Genomic DNA, 21,419 nt, shown 5'->3' on the forward strand with positions numbered 1-21,419 from the left:
ATTTCTTACTGGATTCGCCCGAACATTTTTTCCAATTCTCTTCTGGTCAGGGCGATCATCACCGGACGCCCATGAGGGCAATTCCGGATACTTTGGTCTTTTTGCAGCAATTTCAGGAGATTTCTTTGTTCTTCCTCACCAGTAAAGTATCCTCCCTTTACAGCTGCTTTGCAGGCGATGGAGTGGAACAGCTCGTCAAAAATATCCAGCTCCAGGTGGGTGTAGTTGCTCAGCAGCATCTCCGCCATCTCCTGCACCACCGTCTCTACCTGCTCCAGTTCCACAATAGAAGGGATTTCCCGAACCAGTACCGATCCATCCCCGAAATCCTCAATGACAAAACCCACCTGCTCCACCAACTGGGGACGTTCCAGCAGCGCGCCCGCGCCTTCCCGTGTCAGACGAATACGGACCGGCGCCAGCAGCAGCTGACGGTCCACTCCCCCCTTGCGGTGGGCGGCTTTCAGCTTTTCAAACAAAATCCGTTCATGGGCAGCGTGTTTATCCACCAGCAGCAGCCGGTCTCCCTGCTCTCCGATGATATAGGTACGGAAAGCTTCCCCCACCAGCCGGATCTCCGGTTCCTCCTCCTGAAGAACCGGTGGATTGGCCTGGGAAGGAACTTCCGCCATCATCCCTGGGGAATCAACAGCAGAAACCTGCGTTTTTTCTGGAAGGGATGCCGCTGGAGGCTTGTCCAATTGCCGGACGATAGGCTCTGGAGGCCGTTTCTCCGCTTCTCCAGAAAGAACAGGCTCTCTTTGTTTTGATTCCACCCCGAAGGAAGCTGTTTTGTCTGTCTGGGGTGAAATCTCCGCCCTGTCTTGTCTCAACGGAACAGCCGTCTCCGAAGAAGGGCGCCGCTCTACAGCCGCCCCGGTATAAGCGACGGTTTTGGGGGGAAGATCCGCCGCCGGCTCTTCCGGCTGGCTGTTTCTCCGTTCCAGCTGCCGCCGGTACAACTGTTCCACAGGGTTATCCCCCAGCAGCAGTGCGCCTTTTTTGACAGCTCCGCCGACGGGGCGGACAACAGCGGATTTGTTTTGCTCCGGCTGATGACGGCTATTTTGTTCCGCCGCCACTGTTTCCCGGTATTCCCGGGCGGACATCCGCTGCTGTTCCCCGGAAAGAGGACGATTGGTCAGATCAAAATAAGTGAGCTTCTGGATCTTCTTGCTGGTATCCGCGGCGGAAACTGCCTGATCCATCCGCTGCAAAGCACCCTTGCAGGCGGCATAAACAGCCTCAAAGAGTACCCGCTCATCGGAGAATTTCACCTCCAGCTTGGCGGGATGGACATTGACATCCACCATCCCCAGGGGCAGCTCCACATTCAGTACACAGCCGGGGAACTTTCCGGTCATGATGCTGTTTTTATAGGCTTCCTCCAGAGCAGCCAGCATGGTTCCGCTGCGGATGTACCGCTGATTGATGAAAAAATGCTCCATGGAGCGGCTGGCCCGGGCTTTCTCAGGCCGGGTGATATAGCCTATGACCCGGATATTGCCGCTGCGCCCATCCACCGGAATCAGCCCGCCGCTGAAATCACTGCCGTAAACCCCATGAATAGCGGAAAAGAGCTTGCCGTCTCCGGGGGTCTGGAGCTTTCTTGCTCCCTCCCGGATGAGACGGAAGGAAACCTCGGGATGGGACAGGGCCAACCGGTCCATCAGTGTGGCGATAGCGTTGCCCTCGGTGACATCCTTTTTGAGGAACTTCATCCTGGCGGGCACATTGTAGAAAAGGTCCCGCACCTGGATGGTGGTGCCCTGAGGGCAGCCCGCCTCCTCCAGTCCCAAGTCCTCACCGCCTTCAATGCGGTACCGGCAGCCCAGGGCTTCACCCTCGGTCCGGGTCAGCAGCTCCACCCGGGAAACGGCACAGATGGAGGCCAGCGCCTCCCCCCGGAAGCCCAGGGTCCCGATCTGATACAGGTCCTCCTCGGTGCGCACCTTGCTGGTGGCGTGGCGGAGAAAAGCGGTGGGCACATCCTCCCGGAGGATGCCGCAGCCGTTGTCCGTCACCCGGATCAGACGGATACCACCATTTTTGATTTCCACCGTCACCGAGGTTGCTCCGGAGTCGATGGCGTTTTCCACCAGTTCCTTGACCACCGAGCTGGGACGCTCGATCACCTCTCCGGCAGCGATCAGTTCAGCGGTTTTCCGGTCCAGAACATTGATTCTGCCCACGGCTGTCCCCTCCTTTCCTGTGATGTTCGATCTATGTTATGTAGGGAAATGTCTTGTTCTCTCTGGCGCTCAAACCAGCTTTTTCAGCTCATAAAGAAGATTCAAGGCGTCCCTAGGGCTCATGGCATCCACATCCGCTTCCCGCAGCCGGCGCTTGAGCAACTCCGCGTTTTCGTCCACAAAGGCCATCTGCTGCTGTTCCTCGGTGCGGGCCTTGCCCCTGGTGCGGATCTTGGCCGCTTCCACCCCGGTGCCATTTTCCAATCCCTCCAGCACCTGGAAAGCCCGGTTGATGACCCACTGGGGAATTCCTGCCAGCTTGGAGACCTCGATGCCGTAGCTGTCGTCCACTCCGCCAGGGAGGATACGACGGAGGAAAATGATTTCCTCGCCCCGTTTTTTGACGGCAATATTATAGTTTTTGACGCAGGGTATGATGCTCTCCAGCACCGTCAGTTCGTGGTAATGGGTGGCAAAAAGGGTCTTGGCCCCCAGCTTCTTTTTGTCGGCGATGTATTCGATCACCGCCCGGGCGATGCTCATTCCGTCAAAAGTGGAGGTGCCCCGTCCGATCTCGTCCAGAATCAGCAGGCTTTTGCTGGTGGCGCATTTGAGGATTTGGGCCACTTCATTCATCTCCACCATGAAGGTGGACTGCCCGGTGGAAAGGTCATCGGAGGCCCCTACCCGGGTGAAGATGGCGTCCACCACGCCGATATGAGCGGAACGAGCCGGTACAAAGCAGCCGATCTGAGCCATGAGGGTAATGAGGGCCACCTGGCGCATATAGGTGGACTTACCGGCCATATTGGGGCCGGTGATAATGGCGATCTGGTTTTCCCGGTTGTTCAGGTTCACATCGTTGGGGACGAAGGGGGTGCCTGCCAGCAGTTCCTCCACCACCGGATGGCGTCCGTCCTCGATGACGATCTCGTCGGAGACATCCACCACCGGCCTCACATAATCCCCCCGCACCGATACCACCGCGAAGCTGGTGAGCACATCCAGCCGGGCGATGGCTGCCGCCGTAGACTGGATACGGGACAGCTGGGCACTGACGGCATTGCGGACCTCCTCAAAGATCCGGCTTTCCAGCTCCAGGATCTGCTGCTGGGCTCCCAGCACCCGGGCCTCCAGGTCCTTCAGCTCCTGGGTAATGTACCGCTCACAGTTAGCCAGGGTCTGTTTGCGGATATATTCTGCCGGAACCTGATCCAGATTGGTGCGGGTGACTTCGATATAGTAACCGAAGACCTTGTTATACCCTACCTTCAGGCTCTTGATGCCGGTGCGCTCCCGCTCCTTGGCCTCGATAGAGGCGATCACTTCCTTGGTGTGATCCGCCAGGTACCGCACCTCGTCCAGCTGCTGGTCATAGCCCTTGCGCACCACATCCCCGTCCTTGAGGGCGATGGGAGGATCATCACTGATTGCTTGGGCAATCAGCTGGGCCACATCGGTCAGAGGGTCCAGACGGCTGTAGATGTCCTGCAATTCCCCGCACCGCACTTCCTCCAGCAGCTGACGCAGAGGAGGAATCCGCTGGAGAGCGCAGCCCAGGGAGGTGAGGTCCCGGGGAGAGGCACTGCCGTAGACGATCTTGGTCATCAGCCGCTCCATATCGTAGATTCCCGTCAGCTGGTCCACAATATTATCCATAAGGACCCCGTCCCCCGTCAGCTCCTCCACCGCGTTGAGGCGGCGGTTGATGATGGCGGCGGAAATCAAGGGCTGCTCAATGGTGGCTTTCATCAGCCGTTTTCCCATAGAGGTACGGGTCTTGTCCAGCACCCACAACAGGGAACCCCGCTTCTCCCGGCTCCGCATGGTTTCCGTCAGTTCCAGGTTCTTCCGGGCGGTCAGGTCCAGGCGCATATACTGGGCCTCGTTATACAGCTTCACTGTCTGGATCCGCTCCATACCAGTGCGCTGAGTCTCCCGCAGATAGGCGATCAGCCCTCCCAGGGACTCCACCGCAAGGGGCATATCCTCCAGGCCCAGCTCCAGCAGAGACCGGACCCCGAACTGCTGCAACACCGCCAGTTGGGCGGCATTTTCTTCAAAATATTCCTCATCCCACTGGTCGGCAGTGCAGCACAGCTTCTCCCGAATGAAAGCGATCACCTCCTGCCGGTCCATAAAGGCGGCATTATAAATGATCTCATTGGGGCGGAACTTGCCCAGCTCGTTGATGACCATCCCCTGGTCCTTCCCCTCCAGCTGGGTGACATTCATCTCGCCGGTGGAAATATCGCAGAAGGACAGACCGCAGCCGTTTTCTCCGCAGCAGATGGAGCAGATGAAGTTGTTGCTCCCCTCGTCCAGAATATCCGATTCAATGAGGGTGCCCGGCGTAACCACCCGGATAATGTCCCGCTTGACCATTCCCTTGGCCAAAGCGGGATTTTCCAGTTGCTCACAGATGGCCACCTTATAGCCCTTTTTGATCAGGCGGGCAATGTAGGTATCCACACTGTGATAGGGCACACCGCACATAGGAGCCCGCTCAGGCAGGCCGCAGTCCCGTCCGGTGAGGGTCAGCTCCAGTTCTCTGGAAACCAGCACCGCGTCGTCGAAGAACATCTCGTAGAAATCTCCCAGACGATAGAACAGCAGTTGGTCCTGGTGGGCCCGCTTCATCTCCACATACTGGCGCATCATGGGGGAAAGCTGCTCCACATTCACCTGATCCATCAGTTGGCTGCTTAGTTTCATCCTTTTTCCTTCCTCCTGTCCCGGAACGGCCAAAAGACTCCCTTTGGTCCCTGCCAAAAAAGGGATTTCCCGGGAAATCCCTCCTTTGGCCGCTGCCCGTCAAAATGGACAGCGCCGAAATTCTGATGTTTGAAGCGATTCCACCGGGCACCTGAAAATTCTGAGTATAAAGGTAAACTCTCCTTCACTTCACCTTTTCGGTGCCCGGCTCCCTGCCTATCCCTTTTGGTTCTCAGTGGCAACCGGAGCAGGAAGAGCAGCTGCCGGTGCAGCCCTCAGTCTCCTCCTCCACGGTGTAGGGGTCCTCGCCGTTGGCGGCGCTCACCAGAATCTGCTGCATAAAGTTCAGCACCCGGTCCAGCTCCACCTTGGTGGTGTTGTAGGCCAGCATACTGGGGTTGGCCATGATGGTGTTATAGAGGCTGCGGACCTCGGTATTCAGCTGATTGATCCGCTCCTCGTTCTTCTCGGACTTCTGGACCTCCTGGCTGAGGGTGATCTTCTTCAGGTTAAAGTCCCCGATAAGCTTCTGCAGCTCCTCGTCGTTGTCGGCGGCGTTGCGGGCCACAGTGTGGGCCAGATACTCGTCGCTCTTCTGCATCTCCGCAGCCAGGTCACGGGTCATTTTGATGATATCCATGTCTTTTCCTCCAAAATAAAATCATTTTTTAAAATCACGGCGCTGACAGGCCGAATTTCGCTTTATTTGACAACTTCCCCTTTCAGGGCCCAGTTCATCGCTCCGGTGATCTGCACCTCCACGAAATTTCCCACCAGACTGGGGTCTCCGGGAAATTCCACAATCAGGTTTCCATCGCTGCGGCTGGTGAGGGTACCTTCCTCCCGTCCGGGGCCCTCCGGCAGCACCCGCAGGCGGCGGCCCACATAGCTGTCCATGATCTCCTGGCCGATGACGCCCTGAAGGTCCAGCAGCTCCTGGAACCATTTGGACTTCTCCTCCGCCGTCACCACATCCGGCAGCTTTTCCGCCTTGGTGCCGCTGCGGCGGGAATAGATAAAGGTAAACAGGGAGGTGTAGCCCACCTGCTTGATCAGTTCCAGGGTCTGTTCAAAGTCCTCCCTGGTCTCCCCCGGAAAGCCCACGATGATGTCGCTGGTCAGGGAGATGCCGGGGACACGCTCCTTTGCGTATTGAATCAGCTCCAGATAGTGTTCAATGGTATAATGGCGGTTCATTTCCTTCAGCACCCGGTCGCTGCCGCTCTGCACCGGCAGATGGAGATGCTTGCACACCTTGGGACAGTCTGCGATGGCGTCGATCAGCTCCCTGGTGCAGTCCCGGGGATGGGAGGTCATGAAGCGGATGCGGAAATCCCCCTCCACCTCATCGTTGAGGCGGCGCAGCAGGGTGGAGAAGTTGATCTTTTCCTCCAGCCCCTTGCCATAGGAGTTGACATTCTGCCCCAGGAGGGTGATATCCCGGCAGCCCTGGGAAACCAGCTGCCGCACTTCCTGGATGACACTGGCGCTCTCCCGGCTCCGTTCCCTGCCCCGGACATAGGGGACGATGCAGTAGGAGCAGAAATTGTCGCAGCCGTGCATGATGGGCACCCAGGCTTTCAGTGTGCCGTCCCGGCGCACCGGCAGCCCCTCAATGATGGGGCTGTTCTCCGAATCCTCCGGGCCCTTGAAGTACCGCTGGTTTTTGGTCAGCCGCCCGAACAGCAGCGCCGGCAGCCGGATGAAGGCGTTGGTACCCAGCACCAGGTCCACATGGCGATAACTTTTTTTCAGCCGGTCTGCGATATGCTGCTGCTGGGTCATGCATCCCACCACAGCGATAATCAGGTTTGGCCGGTGTTCCTTATAGTGCTTCATGGCGCCGATATTGCCCAGCACCCGCTTTTCAGCATTTTCCCGGACGGCGCAGGTGTTAAGGAGAATCAGCTCCGCCTCCTCGGGGCGGTCGGTGAAGCCATAGCCCATCTCTGCCAGCAGCCCGCTGTACCGCTCGCCGTCGGATACATTCTGCTGGCAGCCGTAGCTGTGGACATAGGCCAGGGGCGGCGTTTCATACCGCCGGGCCAGCTCCTGGGAGACCAGCCGGACATATTCCCGGGCATCCCCCTGGAAAAAGCTCTCCTCCCCTTTTTCAGGCTTTTGAGGGGTGGGAGCGAACAAATCATACTGTTGTGTCAAGGTCATCCTCCTGAAAGTATCCCTGCCGCCTTTCCTCTTTAGGGGAAGAACAGCCTGGACATTAATGTTTTTAGTTTACCACTTTTTGCGGGATATTTCAATCCGCGTCTCCTGCCGTCGGCAAGTTTTACGGTACTGTCTATGGGACAGCTTTCTCCTTTTTGCATCACTTTTCACCCCTATGGGACAAAAACAGCCTGGAAAGGCAAAACTCCCTTCCAGGCTGTGGATACTATTCCGATTGTCAGCCGATGGCCTTGCCCAAGGCTTCGCCCAAAGCGAACGCCTTGTCCAGATCCTCAGCAGTGGGGACAAAGTTCACCTTCAGCCCTTCCGCCGCCAGCGCGCACTTGAGGGAAGTCAGACGGGCGCAGACATTGGGCACGCCTTCGCCGCTCCAGCCATAGGAACCAAAGACCACACAGGGCCGTTTGGCGCTGCCGATGGCGTCAAAGCAGCTGAGCAGCTGCCAGACAGGGGGCACCGCATCCCGGTTGATGGTGGGGGTACCGATGGCAAATCCGTCGCACTCATTGAGCAACTCCGCCAGCTTGCACAGGTCATGGTCGATGATGTCATACAGCTCCACATCGGCATCCATGACGGACAGGATACCTTCCGCCACCTTTTTGGCCACCTTTCTGGTGTTGCCGTAGGCGGAGGTGTAGAACACAGGCACCAGCTTCTTCTCCCGCTTTTCGGGGGTGCTCCAGAGGCGGTATTTCTCCAGGGCGTAGTCCAGATAACCGCCCTGCTCCCGGGTCAGAACCGGACCGTGGCTGGTGAGAGCCATGTCATAATCCAATGCCGCCAGCTTGCTCAGACCCGCCAGCACATACTTCTTGAAGGGCCCGAAAATCGCCTGATAGTAGCCCAGGAAGGCCTCCTCATACTTCTGGGGATAGGCCATCCGGTAATCCCACAGATAAGGCTCGCAGTAATGGGAACCCAGGAAATCACAGGTAAAGACCAGCCGGTCCTCCGGCAGATAGGTGAACATGGAATCGGGCCAATGGAGGAAGGGCGCGGGAATGAAGCGCAGGGTCTTGCCCCCCAGGTCCACAGTGTCGCCGTCCTTGACCACCTTCAGATTCAGGTCGGTGCGGTTGGTGATGGCTTTGACATAAAGGGAACCGGCCTGGGTGGTATAGATGGTCACATCCCCCACCTCTTCCAGCAGGCTGGCCAGCGCGCCGGTGTGGTCCGGCTCATTGTGGTTGAGGACGATGACGCTGATCTCCTTGGGGTCGCACACCTGACGGATATTGTCCAGATACTGGGGCAGGAAGGACTTGTGGCAGGCATCGATAAGGGCGGTCTTTTCGCTGCCCCGCACCAGGTAGGAATTATAGGAGGTGCCGTAATCGGTCTTCATGACGATATCAAAGACCCGCATGGCGGGGTTAAGGGCGCCGATGGAATAAACGCCGGGTTTGACTTGGAATTTCATCTTTATACTCACTCCTTGCTGATGGGTCCGGCAGCCGGTGATTCCGGAGCCGTTTCTGGCTGTGTGTAAAAGGCGGGATTCCGCCGGGGAATGTGTTCAAAGCACCTTTTCATCCCCGGCCAAAAACCTCCTCCGCTTTGGAAATGGAAGACACTGAAAAAATGTGCAAGCCAGTGGGGAGCTCCCCTTTGGATTGCACACCTTTTCACACGCCGGTCTTAACGGGGCGATTATTCAGCCTCAAACATGGATTTGTCCACGCCGCACAGGGGGCAGGTGAAATCCTCGGGAACATCTTCCCACTTGGTGCCGGGGGCGATACCAGCATCGGCATAGCCTTCAGCCTCGTCATACACAAATCCGCAAACGGAACATACATACTTTGCCATGATAACGTCTCCTTTTTTCTTTACTGATATTTGATCTTGGACCCTGTCCAACTCTGAGATTAATATACCACAAGAGTATATTTTTGTAAAGGCTTTTTTGTCCGAAGGACAAATTTTCACAAAATTCCGTCAAACAAACTGAAAATGAGGGGGATTTCTGAGAAACTTTTGCCCGTTACGCCTTTTCTTCCCCATCCCGGGAGCGCTCCAGCACCTTTTTCAGGTACTTGCCGGTGTAGGAAGCCTCACAGGCCGCCACATCCTCCGGTGTACCGCAGCACACCAGCGTACCTCCCTTATCTCCCCCTTCGGGGCCCAGGTCGATGAGGTAATCGGCAGTTTTGATGACATCCATATTATGCTCAATTACCACCACAGTATTGCCGGCGTCCACAAATTTTTGCAGCACCTCAATGAGCTTTTTCACATCGGCGGCATGGAGGCCGGTGGTGGGCTCATCCAGGATATAAATTGTCTTGCCGGTGGAGCGGCGGGACAGCTCGGTGGCCAGCTTCACCCGCTGAGCCTCACCGCCGGAGAGGGTGGTGGCAGGCTGGCCGATCTTGATATATCCCAGGCCCACATCATAGAGGGTCTGAAGGCGGCGCTTGATTTTGGGATGGTTCTGGAAGAAATCCAGTCCCTCCTCCACCGTCATTTCCAGCACATCGTAGATGCTCTTGCCTTTATATTTGACCTCCAGGGTCTCCCGGTTGTACCGGCGGCCCTTGCACACCTCGCAGGGAACGAACACATCCGGCAGAAAGTGCATTTCGATCTTGATAATGCCGTCACCTTCGCAAGCCTCGCACCGTCCGCCCTTGACATTGAAGGAAAAACGGATGCTCTTGTAGCCCCGCATTTTGGCGTCGTTGGTGGAGGCGAAAACCTCCCGGATGTCATTGAAGGTGCCGGTATAGGTAGCGGGATTGGAACGGGGGGTACGGCCGATGGGCGACTGGTCGATGGCGATGACCTTATCCACATTCTCCAGCCCTTCGATTCCCTGATGCTTGCCGGGGCGTACCCGGGCCCCTCCCAGCTGGACACAGAGGGCCTTGTACAGCACCTCATTGACCAGACTGCTCTTGCCGGAGCCAGAAACACCGGTAACTGCGATAAAGGTCCCAAGAGGGAAATCCACATCGATCTTTTTCAGATTGTGCTCCTGGGCTCCCAGCACCCGCAGGACATTGCCGTTGCCCTTGCGGCGCTGTGGAGGCAGCGATACCTTCTTCCGTCCGCTGAGGAACTGGCCGGTGATGGAATCGGGACAATCCAGGATTCCCGTGGGGGTACCGGCATAAATGATATTGCCCCCATGGATGCCGGCGCCGGGGCCCACATCCACGATAAAATCCGAAGCCAGCATGGTATCCTCGTCGTGTTCCACCACAATGACGGTGTTGCCGATATCCCGCAGCCGTTTGAGGGTGGCAATGAGGCGGTCATTATCCCGCTGGTGGAGGCCGATGCTGGGCTCATCCAGGATGTAAAGCACTCCCACCAGGGAGGAGCCGATCTGGGTAGCCAAACGGATACGCTGGCTTTCGCCGCCGGAAAGGGTACCGGAGGACCGGGCCAGGGTAAGGTATTCCAGCCCCACATTAATGAGGAAGCCCAGACGCTCCCGAATCTCCTTGATGATCTGTCCTGCGATCATCTCCTCGGTAGGGGTCAGCTCCAGCCCGGAGATAAAATCATAGGCCTGGGCCACCGACATCCGGCACAGCTCCGCGATGTTTTTGCCGCCCACCGTCACCGCCAGCACGATCTTTTTCAGCCGGTCCCCATGACAGACGGGGCACTCCACTGCTGTCATATAGTTGGCGATCTCCATCCGGGAATAGTCGCTTTGGGTCTCCCGGTAGCGCCGCTCCAGATTATTGATAATACCCTCAAAATCAGAATAATAGGACCCCTGCATGGTGCCGGTCTCCCGCTCCATAAGGAACTTCTCCCCTTTTGTTCCATACAGCACCAGGTCCAGCTTTTCCTTGGGGATGTCCTTGACGGGAACATCCAGGGGCAAACCATATGCTCTGGAAAGGCCGTCAAAATACATCTGGGTGATGCCCCCCTGATCATAGCTCCAGCCGCAGGCACGGATAGCCCCATCCCGGATGGAGAGATTGGGGTCCCGGATAATGAGATCCGGGTCCACCCGCTGGAACACTCCCAGGCCGGTACACTTTTCGCAGGCTCCGGCGGGGTTGTTGAAGGAAAAGAGCCGGGGGTTCAGCTCCTCAATGGAAATATCATGGTCAGGGCAGGAGTAATTCTGGGAAAACAAAATCTCCTCTCCGCCAATGACGTCCACCAGTGCCAGTCCTCCAGTGAGAGCGGAGGCTGTCTCAATGGAGTCGGACAGGCGGGAGCGGATCTCCTCCTTGATAATCAGGCGGTCCACCACCACCTCGATGGTGTGCTTCTTGTTCTTTTCCAGCTTGATGTTTTCGGTCAGCTCGTACATGATGCCGTCCACCCGGACCCGGACATAACCGGAACGGCGGGCGTTGTCAAACTCCTTGACGTGCTCCCCTTTCCGCTGGCGCACCACCGGAGCCATTACCTGGATTTTGGTGCCGGTTGGCAGCGCCATGATCTTGTCCACGATCTGGTCCACCGTCTGCTGCTGAATGACCCGGCCGCAGACAGGGCAATGGGGTACGCCAATACGGGCGTACAGCAGGCGGAGATAGTCGTAAATCTCGGTGACAGTACCCACAGTGGAGCGGGGGTTTTTGGAAGTGGTCTTCTGGTCAATGGAGATGGCAGGAGAAAGTCCCTCAATATAATCCACATCCGGCTTGTCCATCTGTCCCAAGAACTGTCTGGCGTAAGAGGACAGGCTTTCCACATACCGCCGCTGGCCGTCGGCGTAGATGGTATCAAAGGCCAGTGATGTCTTACCGGAACCGGACAGCCCTGTAAAAACGATCAGCTTGTCCCGGGGCAGGGTCAGGTCCACGTTTTTCAGGTTGTTTTCCCGTGCGCCCTTGATGATGATTTGATCCTTTGGCAAAATTGTTTCCTCCCATATATCAGCAGCGTTATTTGAGCGGGGCGAGGGTGAAAAGTCAGACACATTTCCTGATTTGAGTGCGCCCCGAAAGCTGGATGCACTTCCAGATAGCCGCTCCTTCTTCCGGGATACGCCCCAGGATCGCTGACGAGATCACCGGTGGCATCCCTGATGTCCCCATCCGGCGGCAGAAAGCGCAGGACAACAACCAGACGCGTCTGCTGATTTTCATGATTTAAAATGATTGTATCCGCTGAAAGCAGCTTTCTTCGCAGACTGCTTACTTCTGCTCTTTCAGTTTTTTGATCTTGTCCCGGAGATAGGCGGCGTGCTCAAACTCCAGCAGCTGGGCGGCGTTCTTCATCTCCGCCGTCAGCTTGGCAATGGTCGCCTCCCGCTCCTTCTGGGACATGGTGCGGGCCTTGTGCTTCTTCTCGCCCTTCTCGTTGGTGGAGATCTCCAGAATATCCCGGATTTCCTTGTGGATGGACTTGGGAACGATGCCGTGGTCCTCATTGTATTTTTTCTGGATCTCCCGGCGGCGATAGGTCTCGGTGATGGCCTTTTCCATAGATTCTGTCACCGTATCGGCATACATGATCACCTTGCCCTGGGCGTTTCGGGCGGCCCGTCCAATGGTCTGCACCAGGGAGGTTTCGGACCGGAGGAAGCCCTCCTTGTCGGCATCCAGAATCGCCACCAGAGACACCTCGGGAATATCCAGGCCCTCCCGCAGGAGGTTGATACCCACCAGCACATCAAACACACCCTGGCGCAGATCCCGGATGATCTCCATCCGCTCCATGGTGTCGATATCGTGGTGCATATAACGCACCTTGATCCCTGTTTTTTCCAGATAATCGGTCAGATCCTCCGCCATCTTTTTGGTGAGGGTGGTCACCAATACCCGTTCCTGCTTCTGGGTACGGAGGTTGATTTCGGAAATCAGATCGTCGATCTGGCCGTCCACCGGGCGCACATCGATCTCCGGGTCCAGCAGGCCGGTGGGCCGGATGATCTGCTCCACGATCTGGCTGCTATGCTCCTTTTCATAATCCCCCGGGGTGGCGCTGACATAAACGATCTGATTGAGCTTCCCCTGAAACTCCTCAAAATTCAAAGGCCGGTTGTCCAGAGCCGAGGGCAGACGAAAACCGTACTGCACCAGGTTTTCCTTTCGGGAACGGTCTCCCCCGTACATTCCCCGCACCTGAGGCAGGGTCACATGGGATTCATCAATAAACAGCAGAAAATCCTTTGGAAAATAGTCCAGCAGCGTGTAGGGCGTGCTGCCCGGCGCCCGCCCTGAAAGGACCCGGGAATAGTTCTCAATGCCGGAGCAGAAGCCCACCTCCAGCAGCATTTCCAGGTCGTAGTTGGTCCGTTCCGCGATCCGCTGGGCCTCGATGAGCTTTCCTTCCGAACGGAAGTAGGCCACCCGCTGGTCGCATTCCTCCCGCAGCTCCTCCACCGCTTTGAGGATCCGCTCATGGGGAACGATATAATGGGAAGCGGGATAGATGGCCACATGAGAAACGAAATTCTTCACCTCGCCGGTGACGGTGTTGATCTCACACAGCCGCTCGATCTCATCCCCGAAAAACTCCACCCGGATGGCGGTATCACTGGAGTAGGCGGGATAGATCTCCACCACATCCCCACGGACCCGGAACTTGTTGCGGACAAAGTTCATATCGTTGCGCTCATACTGGATCTCCACCAGCTTTTTGATCAGCTCATCCCGGTCCTTCTGCATCCCAAGCCGCAGGGAGATGACCATGTTCCGGTAATCAATAGGGTCGCCCAGGGTGTAGATGCAGGAAACGCTGGCAACGATAATTACATCCCGCCGTTCCGACAGAGCAGAGGTAGCGGAGTGGCGCAGCTTCTCGATCTCATCGTTGATGGCGCTGTCCTTTTCAATATAGGTGTCGGTGGCGGCGATATAGGCTTCCGGCTGATAGTAATCGTAGTAGGAGACGAAATACTCCACCGCATTGTTGGGGAAAAACTCCCGGAACTCACTGCACAGCTGGGCCGCCAGGGTCTTATTATGGGCCAGCACCAGCGTAGGCCGGTTGACCTTGGCGATGATGTTGGCCATGGTAAAGGTCTTGCCGGAACCGGTAACGCCCTTGAGCACCTGCTCCCGCTCCCCTGCCAGCACCCCTTTGGACAGGGCTTCAATGGCCTCCGGCTGGTCGCCGGTGGGGCTGTAGGAAGAAACAAGCTGAAATTGATCTGCCATGGCTTCACCTCATCACATATCTGGAAATTCTCTATTCAAAAATATTGTTTTTCTCAAAGAAAACAGAAACATGGGTTTTGCGGCAGAATACCGAAACCTTTCTTGCTGAAAAAGCTCCATCCAAAATCATAAATGATCAGGACACACGTCTGATTTTTAACCCCAAGCCAGCATCCAGTGGGGTGTGAAAAAAGAGGGTTCACCACTGGTTTCGGCAGGAGCCGGCAGCGTATCCAGGGGATATGGGACACCCTCCGGAAGTGTACCCAACACTTTGGAGATGTACACGCAAACAAATGTTTTGCGGTTCTACTATAGCACACTTTTCCCACCTCTGCAACGGCAATTTTCCGCTTTCCTATCGTGATCCTCAGGTAATCACCGTTTCATTTTCTCTTGCGGGCCCTGATTTCTGGCGTCCGCCCCACGAAAGAATCCTTGACAGGACAGGAAGTTTCTGCTACAATGACCCCGTTCATCGGAGGGTGTATCATCAGGCGAACATGGTATGCTGGATAAGATGCTGTACGCGTCTTATCCGGCTTTTTTTGTTGCTTTGAAAAAGGAGTGTTTGATATGGACGTGCTTACCGGCGATGTCCGAAAACTGTATCTGCGTTATCTGGCCGCGTCTTTCGGCAGTGCTCTGATCGTATCCATCTATTCCCTGGTAGACTGCGCCATGGTGGGACAGTATGAAGGGCCGGACGGCGTGGCCGCTTTGGCCACAGTGGCCCCTGTCTGGAATATTCTGTACAGCTGCGGGCTGCTGTTCGGCATCGGCGGGTCCGTCCTGATGAGCGCCGCCAAAGGGGCGGGAAATACCAGACAGGCATACAACTATTATACCCTCTCCTGCCTGGGAATGACTGCGGCGGCCCTGCTGACCTGGGGGCTTGTGCTCTTCGCGCCTGTACCCATGCTGACATTATTCGGCGCCGACAGCCGTCTGCTTCCTTTGGCGCTGGAGTATCTCCATTATGTCCGCTTTACCGCACCGCTGTTTGTTCTGGGCCAGTTTCTTTCCGCCATGCTCCGCAATGACGGCACCCCCGCCCTGGCTACTGCCGCCACACTGGCCGGCGGCATTTTCAACGTCTTCGGGGATTATTTTTTCGTCTTTGTGATGGACATGGGCATACAGGGAGCGGGACTTGCCACCGCTTTGGGGCAGGTCCTTTCGGTGCTGCTCCAGTGCAGCCACTTTTTCTCACGGCGCTGCGGACTGAAACTTGTTATTCCGGTCAAGCCTTGTACCGGAACAGGACTGATCGCAGCCACAGGATTCTCCTCTTTTTTCATCGATATCGCTATGGGAATTCTGTCGGTGATGTTCAATAATCAGATCATGGGGCTGGCAGGCAGCGACGCTCTGGCCGTGTACGGCGTCATCGTCAATGTCAGCACCTTCGTTCAGGCCTGCGCCTATGGTGTGGGACAGGCAGCACAGCCCATCATCTCCACCAATTACGGAGCAGGAAAAATGGAACGTGTCCATTTGGCTTTCCGGCTGGGGCTGGGGACAGCTCTGATGCTGGGAGGGGGCTTTACCCTGTTGACCATGGCCTTCCCGCTGCCCCTTACCCATTTGTTCATGGACGCAACACCGGCGGTACTGGATATCGCCGCTCCTATCCTCCGCCGCTATTTCCTGTCCTTTCTGCTGCTGCCCTTCAACATATACGCCATCTATTATTTCCAGGCTGTCCTTCGTCCCAAGGCATCTTTCCTGATGTCGGTGCTGCGGGGATTGGCAATCAGCGGACTGCTTATTCATCTTCTTCCGGCTTTTTTTGGGTGGAAATGCTCTTTGGTTCGCTATGCCGCTGACTGAGCTGCTGGTAACCATTCTGTCTATATTTCTGATCAAACACTCCCCACAGCGTTCAGCAAGCTATCGACCGGAAGAGGCGTAAAGCAGCCCCCCAATCCATTGCCATTTTTTAAAAAGCACACTGACATCCCTGTCCCGTTCCTTTCCAGTCTTCGCTCCTTCTGCTGCCCTTGTTGGGTTGGGAGATGGACGCGGACATTTCTCCGGCAAACTGACAGTATGGCCTTCTTTCCCGAAAAGCCGGGAAAAACACGGTCAGGAACATATTCCGTCTGGAAAACCTGCCCCTCTTTTTCCACTGAAAATATCATTCCCTCTCCTCCGCTCTGGTACAAGCCAGCGAGACATGATATAATGTGGAGCGTAACAAGAAACGGGATATTGCCCGCTTTCTCCAAAAGAACTGTGAGGAGGCTTTCCACCATGAACAATACCGAAACAGCCACTGCTGTCCCATCTTCCCAGCAAGACCTCTCCCCCTCTCCCACCACTGGGGAAAATGCTTCCCCCTCCCCTATCCCTGCGGATGCGGAAGCTCTGGCGCTGCTGCGGCAGATGGAATCAAACATCGCCCGCCAGCTGCGCTATACCAAAATTTTCACTTTGCTTTGCGCCATCATGCTGGCCCTGGTGGTGGTGATCTGCGTTGTTCTTCTCCCCAGGCTCAATACCATTCTCCAGGATGTCAATACCCTGATGACCCAAGCCACCAGCATTGCCGGCGACCTGGAGACCCTCACCAAGGAAATCCTTGACGCGGATATCGGCGGCATCCTCTCCGACGCGTCTAAGCTGGTGAAGAACACTGACGCCGGTGTACAGCAGTCCCTCCAAGAGCTTCAGCAAGCTTTGGAGAAGCTCAACAGCCTGGATTTTGAGGGCCTCAACCAATCCATTGCTGATCTCCAGGCCATTGTTGAGCCTTTAAGCAAGTTGTTTGGCGGACGATAACAGCCATTTTACGGAATGATGGTTCTGTGTCTCTTTTCTCCCACCTCCGGATTATTCCAAACCGAAATTTATCTTCTTTTCATATGCCCTCAACTTTCCCATCCTGCCAAACCCAGGACATGAAAAAGATCCGGAAACCAATCCGGCAATAGCATCAAACCGTTTTTTAAAATTTAAAGGGAATCCCTTATCGGCGCTGTCTGCCACCAGGGATTCCCTTTTTTGTTTTAACGCTGTGAAAAAGCACCAGGCACCGAATCCCGCCGCAAATCAATCATCGTCTCCGTCAGAATCCATAGCCGCGGCCCAATCGGGCTTTTTTCTTTCCTTCGGCTGCTGGTGAAACAGCACAGGAGAACTGTTGCTTCCCGGTACCGTTACCACATGAGGATATGGGAACTCTACGCCCCGGCGGTCAAACTCCTCTTTGATAGCCAGACGCAATCCCCGTTCCACCTCCCACTGCATAGCGGGTTTGACCCGGCAGGTAAGCCCGATATCCACGCTGGACCCGGCAAATTCCGTGATTCCCAGCACCACCGGTTCCCCTTCCACCAGCTCCTGATGGGTATGGGCATAGTGCTCCGCCGCCTGAGCGATCACCTCCATCACCTGACGGGTATCAGCCTCATAGGCAGTGGAAATGGTCAGACGGGCGATATTGTAGCCTCTGGAATAGTTGATCACCCGAGAGATGGAGCCATTGGGTATGATCACCTGCTCTCCTTTGGGATTACGCAGATAGGTGACCCGAAGGGCTGTGGCTTCCACTGTTCCCTCCTCAGTCTCTGTTTTGATGTAATCTCCCACCGAGAACTGGTTTTCAAACATCATGAACAGTCCTGTCACCACGTCCTTCACCAGGCTCTGGGCGCCAAAGCCGATGGCCACGCTTCCGATACCGGCTGCGGCGATGAGGCTGCTCATACCGCTTGTGAGATTAAATTGTCCCAAAATCATATAGGCGGCAATAAAATAAATCCCATACCGCGCCACACTGCGAAAAAGGGTCATCATACTGCTGACCCTGCGGCTGTGCTGTTCATTATTTCGCCGCTTGGCCTGTTCGATCATTCCTTTTGTCCACCTGGAAACCATAAAAAGGATGATCCGGGCCAGGATGAGAATGACCACTACCATGATCAAACGCCAAATCAGTTCTCCCAGGTGATCCAGAATATAATACCAAAGCTCTACCACCTTCTGGTACAGCTGCTCTGTGATGCTGAGGGGATCTTCCCGAGTCAATGTCGTCAGCGGCATTAAGGTCATGTTGTTTCCTCCTGTGTTTGTTCCCGGCGTGATTCTTCCTCCAGCTTGTTGAGCAGTTCATCCAACTCCTTGGGATCGTAGTCTCCATCAGCGAAAGCGGCGCTGCTGCGAAAGCCTTCCAATGTGGACGGAGACAGCATTCCTCCTCCGGCCATGGAAATATATTCATCACGGGCTACGATGATATGGTCCAGCAGACGAATGGAAACGCCTTGCAGAGTGTTGTACAGCTGAATGGTGGTTTGCTTGTCCTTTCTGGAAGGCAGAGCCAGACCGGTGGGATGGTTATGGGCCAAAATCACACTGGTGGCGTTGCAGCGGATGGCCACCTCCACGATCTTCCTGGTGAGAATGGAGACGGAATCCCCTGTACCCTCGCTGATGGCCCCAAAGTACAGCACCCTCAAACGATTATCCAGACAAATCAGGTAGCTGATTTCATGGACCTCGCCAATATACTTGGCCACCAGCTTCTTGCCCAGATAGTCCACCAGCGAACCGGTATGTTCTGCCTGATCATGAACCTTTTCTTCATAATACAGCTGGCAAAGCTGAGGAATCAGTTTAAGCAGCAGAGCGGAATTTTCGGAAATCCCCTCCACCTTGGTCAGCTCTTCCACAGGCGCGTCCAGTACCCGGGAAAATGTTCCGAAAGCTTCCAGCAAACGATGGGCAATCTCATTGGTATCCCGGCGGGGTATGGCATAAAACAGCAGCAGTTCCAGCACATTATGGGGTTCAAAGTTCTTCAGCCCTTGTTCCCGAAAACGTTTCTTTACCCGTTGACGGTGTCCCTCATGTGGATGGTCCACGAGAACACCCTCCTTCCGCCGTTTTTTCCTGTTTATTATACACGTTTCGACGGAAAAAGGAAATAGGCGGGTAATGTGATTCTTTTTCACCGGCAGACATTTCATATCTCATCGCCTTTTGACCGGTTTTGAAGAATCGGCGGCTGCATTGCCGGTCCCCTGGGAACAGACTGCATCATGTCCGCTCAAAAAACATTCCTCTGCCTAAAAATCATAAGACGGCATGATCGATTTCATCCGCAGCGTTTTTCAGAATACCTTCCACATCTGCTCCCTTGATATCCAGATTTTCCGCTTTGAAGCACAGGACCTTTGGAACACCATAAAACGTGCCTGCAAGAGCTTTTACATAATCATACCCCAGGTTATTGCCGCCCACAGGGCCTCCTGCCGTAGTCACATAGAAAATCCGTTCTGCCTTGCACAATCCTTCCGGCACCCCTTGAGGCGAATACCGGAACGTCACCCCAGTTACAGTGACATATTCCAGATAGATCCTCAGCACAGACGGAAATGCCAGATCCCAGTAAGGCGCTGCAATCACAATATCGTCCGCGGCGGCAAAGTCGTTGGCATACTGAAATATAGGAGCGGAGAAATTCCGGGACGAAATAAGCTGGTCTCTCTGCCGCAGCAGTTCCCAGTCAAGGGGCTGCATCTTCTCCTGGAAAAGATCCACTTCACTGACTTCTCCCTCCAGTCTTTCCAGCACCTTCTGCGCCAGCAAGCGGGTTCTTGAATGGGGTCTTGGACAGGCGTTTACAAACAATACCTTTCTCATACAGTTCCTCCTTCAGTTGTCAGCACTTTCATAGGATAAGGTTTTTCTGTGGTAAATTCCATATGCAATGATCGCTGTGATCAGTTCTGAAACCCAGAAGGCATGCCATACTCCTGTCGCTCCCAAAAGGCGGCTGAGGATAAATGCCGCAGGTATGATCAGAATCGCATAACGGAGCAGAGAAATGATTAAAGATGGGCTTCCCATGCCCAAGCCTTCCAAAGCCCCGCACGAAATGACCGAAACCGCAGAAACGATAAATCCTATACTAATGATCCGCAGGGCAGCGCTGCCCGCCATGATGGTTTCGGTATTGGTGGAAAACAAACCAATCAGCTGCCCGGGAATCAGCCAGCACAACACTGTACCCGCCGTCATAATGCAGGCTGAGAGGACAAGGGCCATCCGATAGATCTTGCGAACCCTGGCGTATTCCCCTGCCCCGAAATTATATCCGATAATGGGACGCATTCCCTGAACAATGCCGTTGGCAGGCAGATAAAGGAAGGTCTGCAATTTATAATACACACCCAGCACCAGAACATAGACCTGAGAATACCCGGATAAGATGATGTTCAGGCACGAGATCAACAGGGACGGCAGTGCCAGATTCAGGGTGGCGGGAATACCGACAGAATACATTTTTTTGGTTAAGCGGAGATCCAGCAGATCGGCTCCAAAATGAATATGAACCGGGAAACGTCCCACAGCGTAGCAAATCACATACATCAGCAAGCTGAGCACCTGTCCAAGACCCGTTGCCAGAGCTGCTCCTTCGATCCCCATTTTGGGAAAAGGTCCCAGACCGAAAATCAGCACAGGGTCCAGAATGATATTGGCGATACAGCCGGACATCATGCAGACCATTGTTATCAGCATTTTTCCCGCTGCCTGAAAAATCTTTTCCATAGACATGGAAACCGCCATAAACACCGCGAAGCCAAAAGCAATACGCGAATACCGTACACCCATATCCACAACCTGCCGGTTCGTTGTAAACAGTCTCAGGAAAAATGGCATGATGCCAATACAGACGACCGTCAGGACAATTCCATGAAGCGCATTATAAATGATGCTCTGCCCTGCTGCCGCATCGGCTCTTCGTTGGTCCCGCGCCCCAAGGTGATAAGAAATCACAGCGTTTGCGCCAACGGAAAACCCGATTGTCACAGCATTGATCAAATTTTGCACAGGGAAAACCAAGGACAGCGCCGTCATGGCATCCTCGCTGATTTTGGCCACATAATAGCTGTCAACGATATTGTACAAAGACGCCACCATCATGGACAGCACCATCGGCAGAGACATTGACAAAATCAGCGGCAAAATCGGTTTTGTTTTCATAAAGGTTTGTTCCATACTTCAATAACAGCCTTTCTCCAATTGTAGGTAAACATAAAAAAGCCACGTAATTATCCAAAAGATAACTACGTGGCGAAAAGTAGAAACTACTAAAAATCCACAATCGTCCAATGGGAGGACGGTTTTATGTTTTAAACATATAATAATTTTGCTTTGGTGTCAAGCTCTTTCCCCACCCTGCTGGGAAAATTTCCCCTGTAGCCATTGAGATTCTGTCTTTTTCAGGCTG

The 21,419-nt window shown here is 54.9% G+C and carries 15 protein-coding genes; 3 read left to right on the forward strand and 12 right to left on the reverse strand.

The genetic code is table 11. From position 1 onward, the window contains the following. Nucleotides 1-5: 5 nt before the first annotated feature. The 7 genes from mutL to uvrA all read right to left on the reverse strand — a co-directional run bounded on the left by mutL (nt 6) and on the right by uvrA (nt 11,931). On the reverse strand, nt 6-2,192 hold the full coding sequence (mutL, locus tag BQ5383_RS16580) for a DNA mismatch repair endonuclease MutL (RefSeq protein WP_071433831.1): 2,187 nt from the start codon (nt 2,190-2,192) through the stop codon (nt 6-8). A gap of 69 nt (nt 2,193-2,261) precedes the next feature. Next, complete coding sequence (gene mutS, locus BQ5383_RS16585) at nt 2,262-4,907, reverse strand: DNA mismatch repair protein MutS (protein WP_235822004.1); 2,646 nt, start codon at nt 4,905-4,907, stop codon at nt 2,262-2,264. Nucleotides 4,908-5,139: 232 nt separating this feature from the next. Further along, nucleotides 5,140-5,547: a YlbF/YmcA family competence regulator gene (locus BQ5383_RS16590; protein WP_071433833.1), complete on the reverse strand. Its 408-nt coding sequence runs from the start codon at nt 5,545-5,547 to the stop codon at nt 5,140-5,142. A gap of 62 nt (nt 5,548-5,609) precedes the next feature. After that, nucleotides 5,610-7,067 (reverse strand): tRNA (N6-isopentenyl adenosine(37)-C2)-methylthiotransferase MiaB, encoded by a 1,458-nt coding sequence (miaB, locus tag BQ5383_RS16595; protein ID WP_338061425.1) that lies wholly within the window; start codon nt 7,065-7,067, stop codon nt 5,610-5,612. A 244-nt stretch (nt 7,068-7,311) separates the two neighbouring features. Next, on the reverse strand, nt 7,312-8,517 hold the full coding sequence (locus BQ5383_RS16600; RefSeq protein WP_071433835.1) for an FprA family A-type flavoprotein: 1,206 nt from the start codon (nt 8,515-8,517) through the stop codon (nt 7,312-7,314). 230 nt (nt 8,518-8,747) lie between these two features. Next, nucleotides 8,748-8,906, reverse strand: coding sequence for a rubredoxin (locus tag BQ5383_RS16605; RefSeq protein WP_071433837.1), 159 nt, complete (start codon nt 8,904-8,906; stop codon nt 8,748-8,750). Nucleotides 8,907-9,081: 175 nt separating this feature from the next. Continuing rightward, nucleotides 9,082-11,931, reverse strand: coding sequence for an excinuclease ABC subunit UvrA (gene uvrA, locus BQ5383_RS16610; RefSeq protein ID WP_071433839.1), 2,850 nt, complete (start codon nt 11,929-11,931; stop codon nt 9,082-9,084). Nucleotides 11,932-12,026: 95 nt separating this feature from the next. Between uvrA and BQ5383_RS21235 the strand changes: the two genes are divergently transcribed. Then, a complete protein-coding gene (locus tag BQ5383_RS21235; RefSeq protein WP_172724653.1) occupies nt 12,027-12,170 on the forward strand; it encodes a hypothetical protein in 144 nt (47 codons plus the stop codon). Between the two features lie 41 nt (nt 12,171-12,211). Here BQ5383_RS21235 and uvrB read toward each other — a convergent pair whose 3' ends face one another. Beyond that, nucleotides 12,212-14,179, reverse strand: a complete 1,968-nt coding sequence (gene uvrB, locus BQ5383_RS16615; protein WP_071433841.1) for an excinuclease ABC subunit UvrB — start codon at nt 14,177-14,179, stop codon at nt 12,212-12,214. A gap of 576 nt (nt 14,180-14,755) precedes the next feature. Here uvrB and BQ5383_RS16620 point away from each other — a divergent pair. After that, nucleotides 14,756-16,012, forward strand: a complete 1,257-nt coding sequence (locus BQ5383_RS16620) for an MATE family efflux transporter (RefSeq protein WP_338061426.1) — start codon at nt 14,756-14,758, stop codon at nt 16,010-16,012. A 423-nt stretch (nt 16,013-16,435) separates the two neighbouring features. Then, nucleotides 16,436-16,963, forward strand: a complete 528-nt coding sequence (locus tag BQ5383_RS16625) for a hypothetical protein (protein WP_071433844.1) — start codon at nt 16,436-16,438, stop codon at nt 16,961-16,963. 270 nt (nt 16,964-17,233) lie between these two features. On the opposite strand, the gene BQ5383_RS16630 is transcribed toward BQ5383_RS16625, so the two are convergent. From BQ5383_RS16630 to BQ5383_RS16645, 4 genes are all read right to left on the reverse strand, one after another. Beyond that, nucleotides 17,234-18,235, reverse strand: coding sequence for a mechanosensitive ion channel family protein (locus BQ5383_RS16630; protein WP_071433846.1), 1,002 nt, complete (start codon nt 18,233-18,235; stop codon nt 17,234-17,236). Continuing rightward, a complete protein-coding gene (locus tag BQ5383_RS16635; RefSeq protein WP_071433847.1) occupies nt 18,232-19,047 on the reverse strand; it encodes a JAB domain-containing protein in 816 nt (271 codons plus the stop codon). Before BQ5383_RS16635 ends, BQ5383_RS16630 begins: the two co-directional genes overlap by 4 nt. Before the next feature lie 211 nt (nt 19,048-19,258). Next, entirely contained in the window at nt 19,259-19,828 is a 570-nt protein-coding gene (locus BQ5383_RS16640; protein WP_071433849.1) for an NAD(P)H-dependent oxidoreductase, read from the reverse strand. 12 nt (nt 19,829-19,840) lie between these two features. Further along, the gene (locus tag BQ5383_RS16645) at nt 19,841-21,187 is read right to left on the reverse strand and encodes an MATE family efflux transporter (RefSeq protein ID WP_071433851.1); all 1,347 of its coding nucleotides are present in this window, start codon (nt 21,185-21,187) and stop codon (nt 19,841-19,843) included. Between the last annotated feature and the right edge of the window lie 232 nt (nt 21,188-21,419).

Source organism: Angelakisella massiliensis (assembly GCF_900104675.1).
GTDB classification, from domain to species: Bacteria; Bacillota; Clostridia; order Oscillospirales; family Ruminococcaceae; genus Angelakisella; species Angelakisella massiliensis.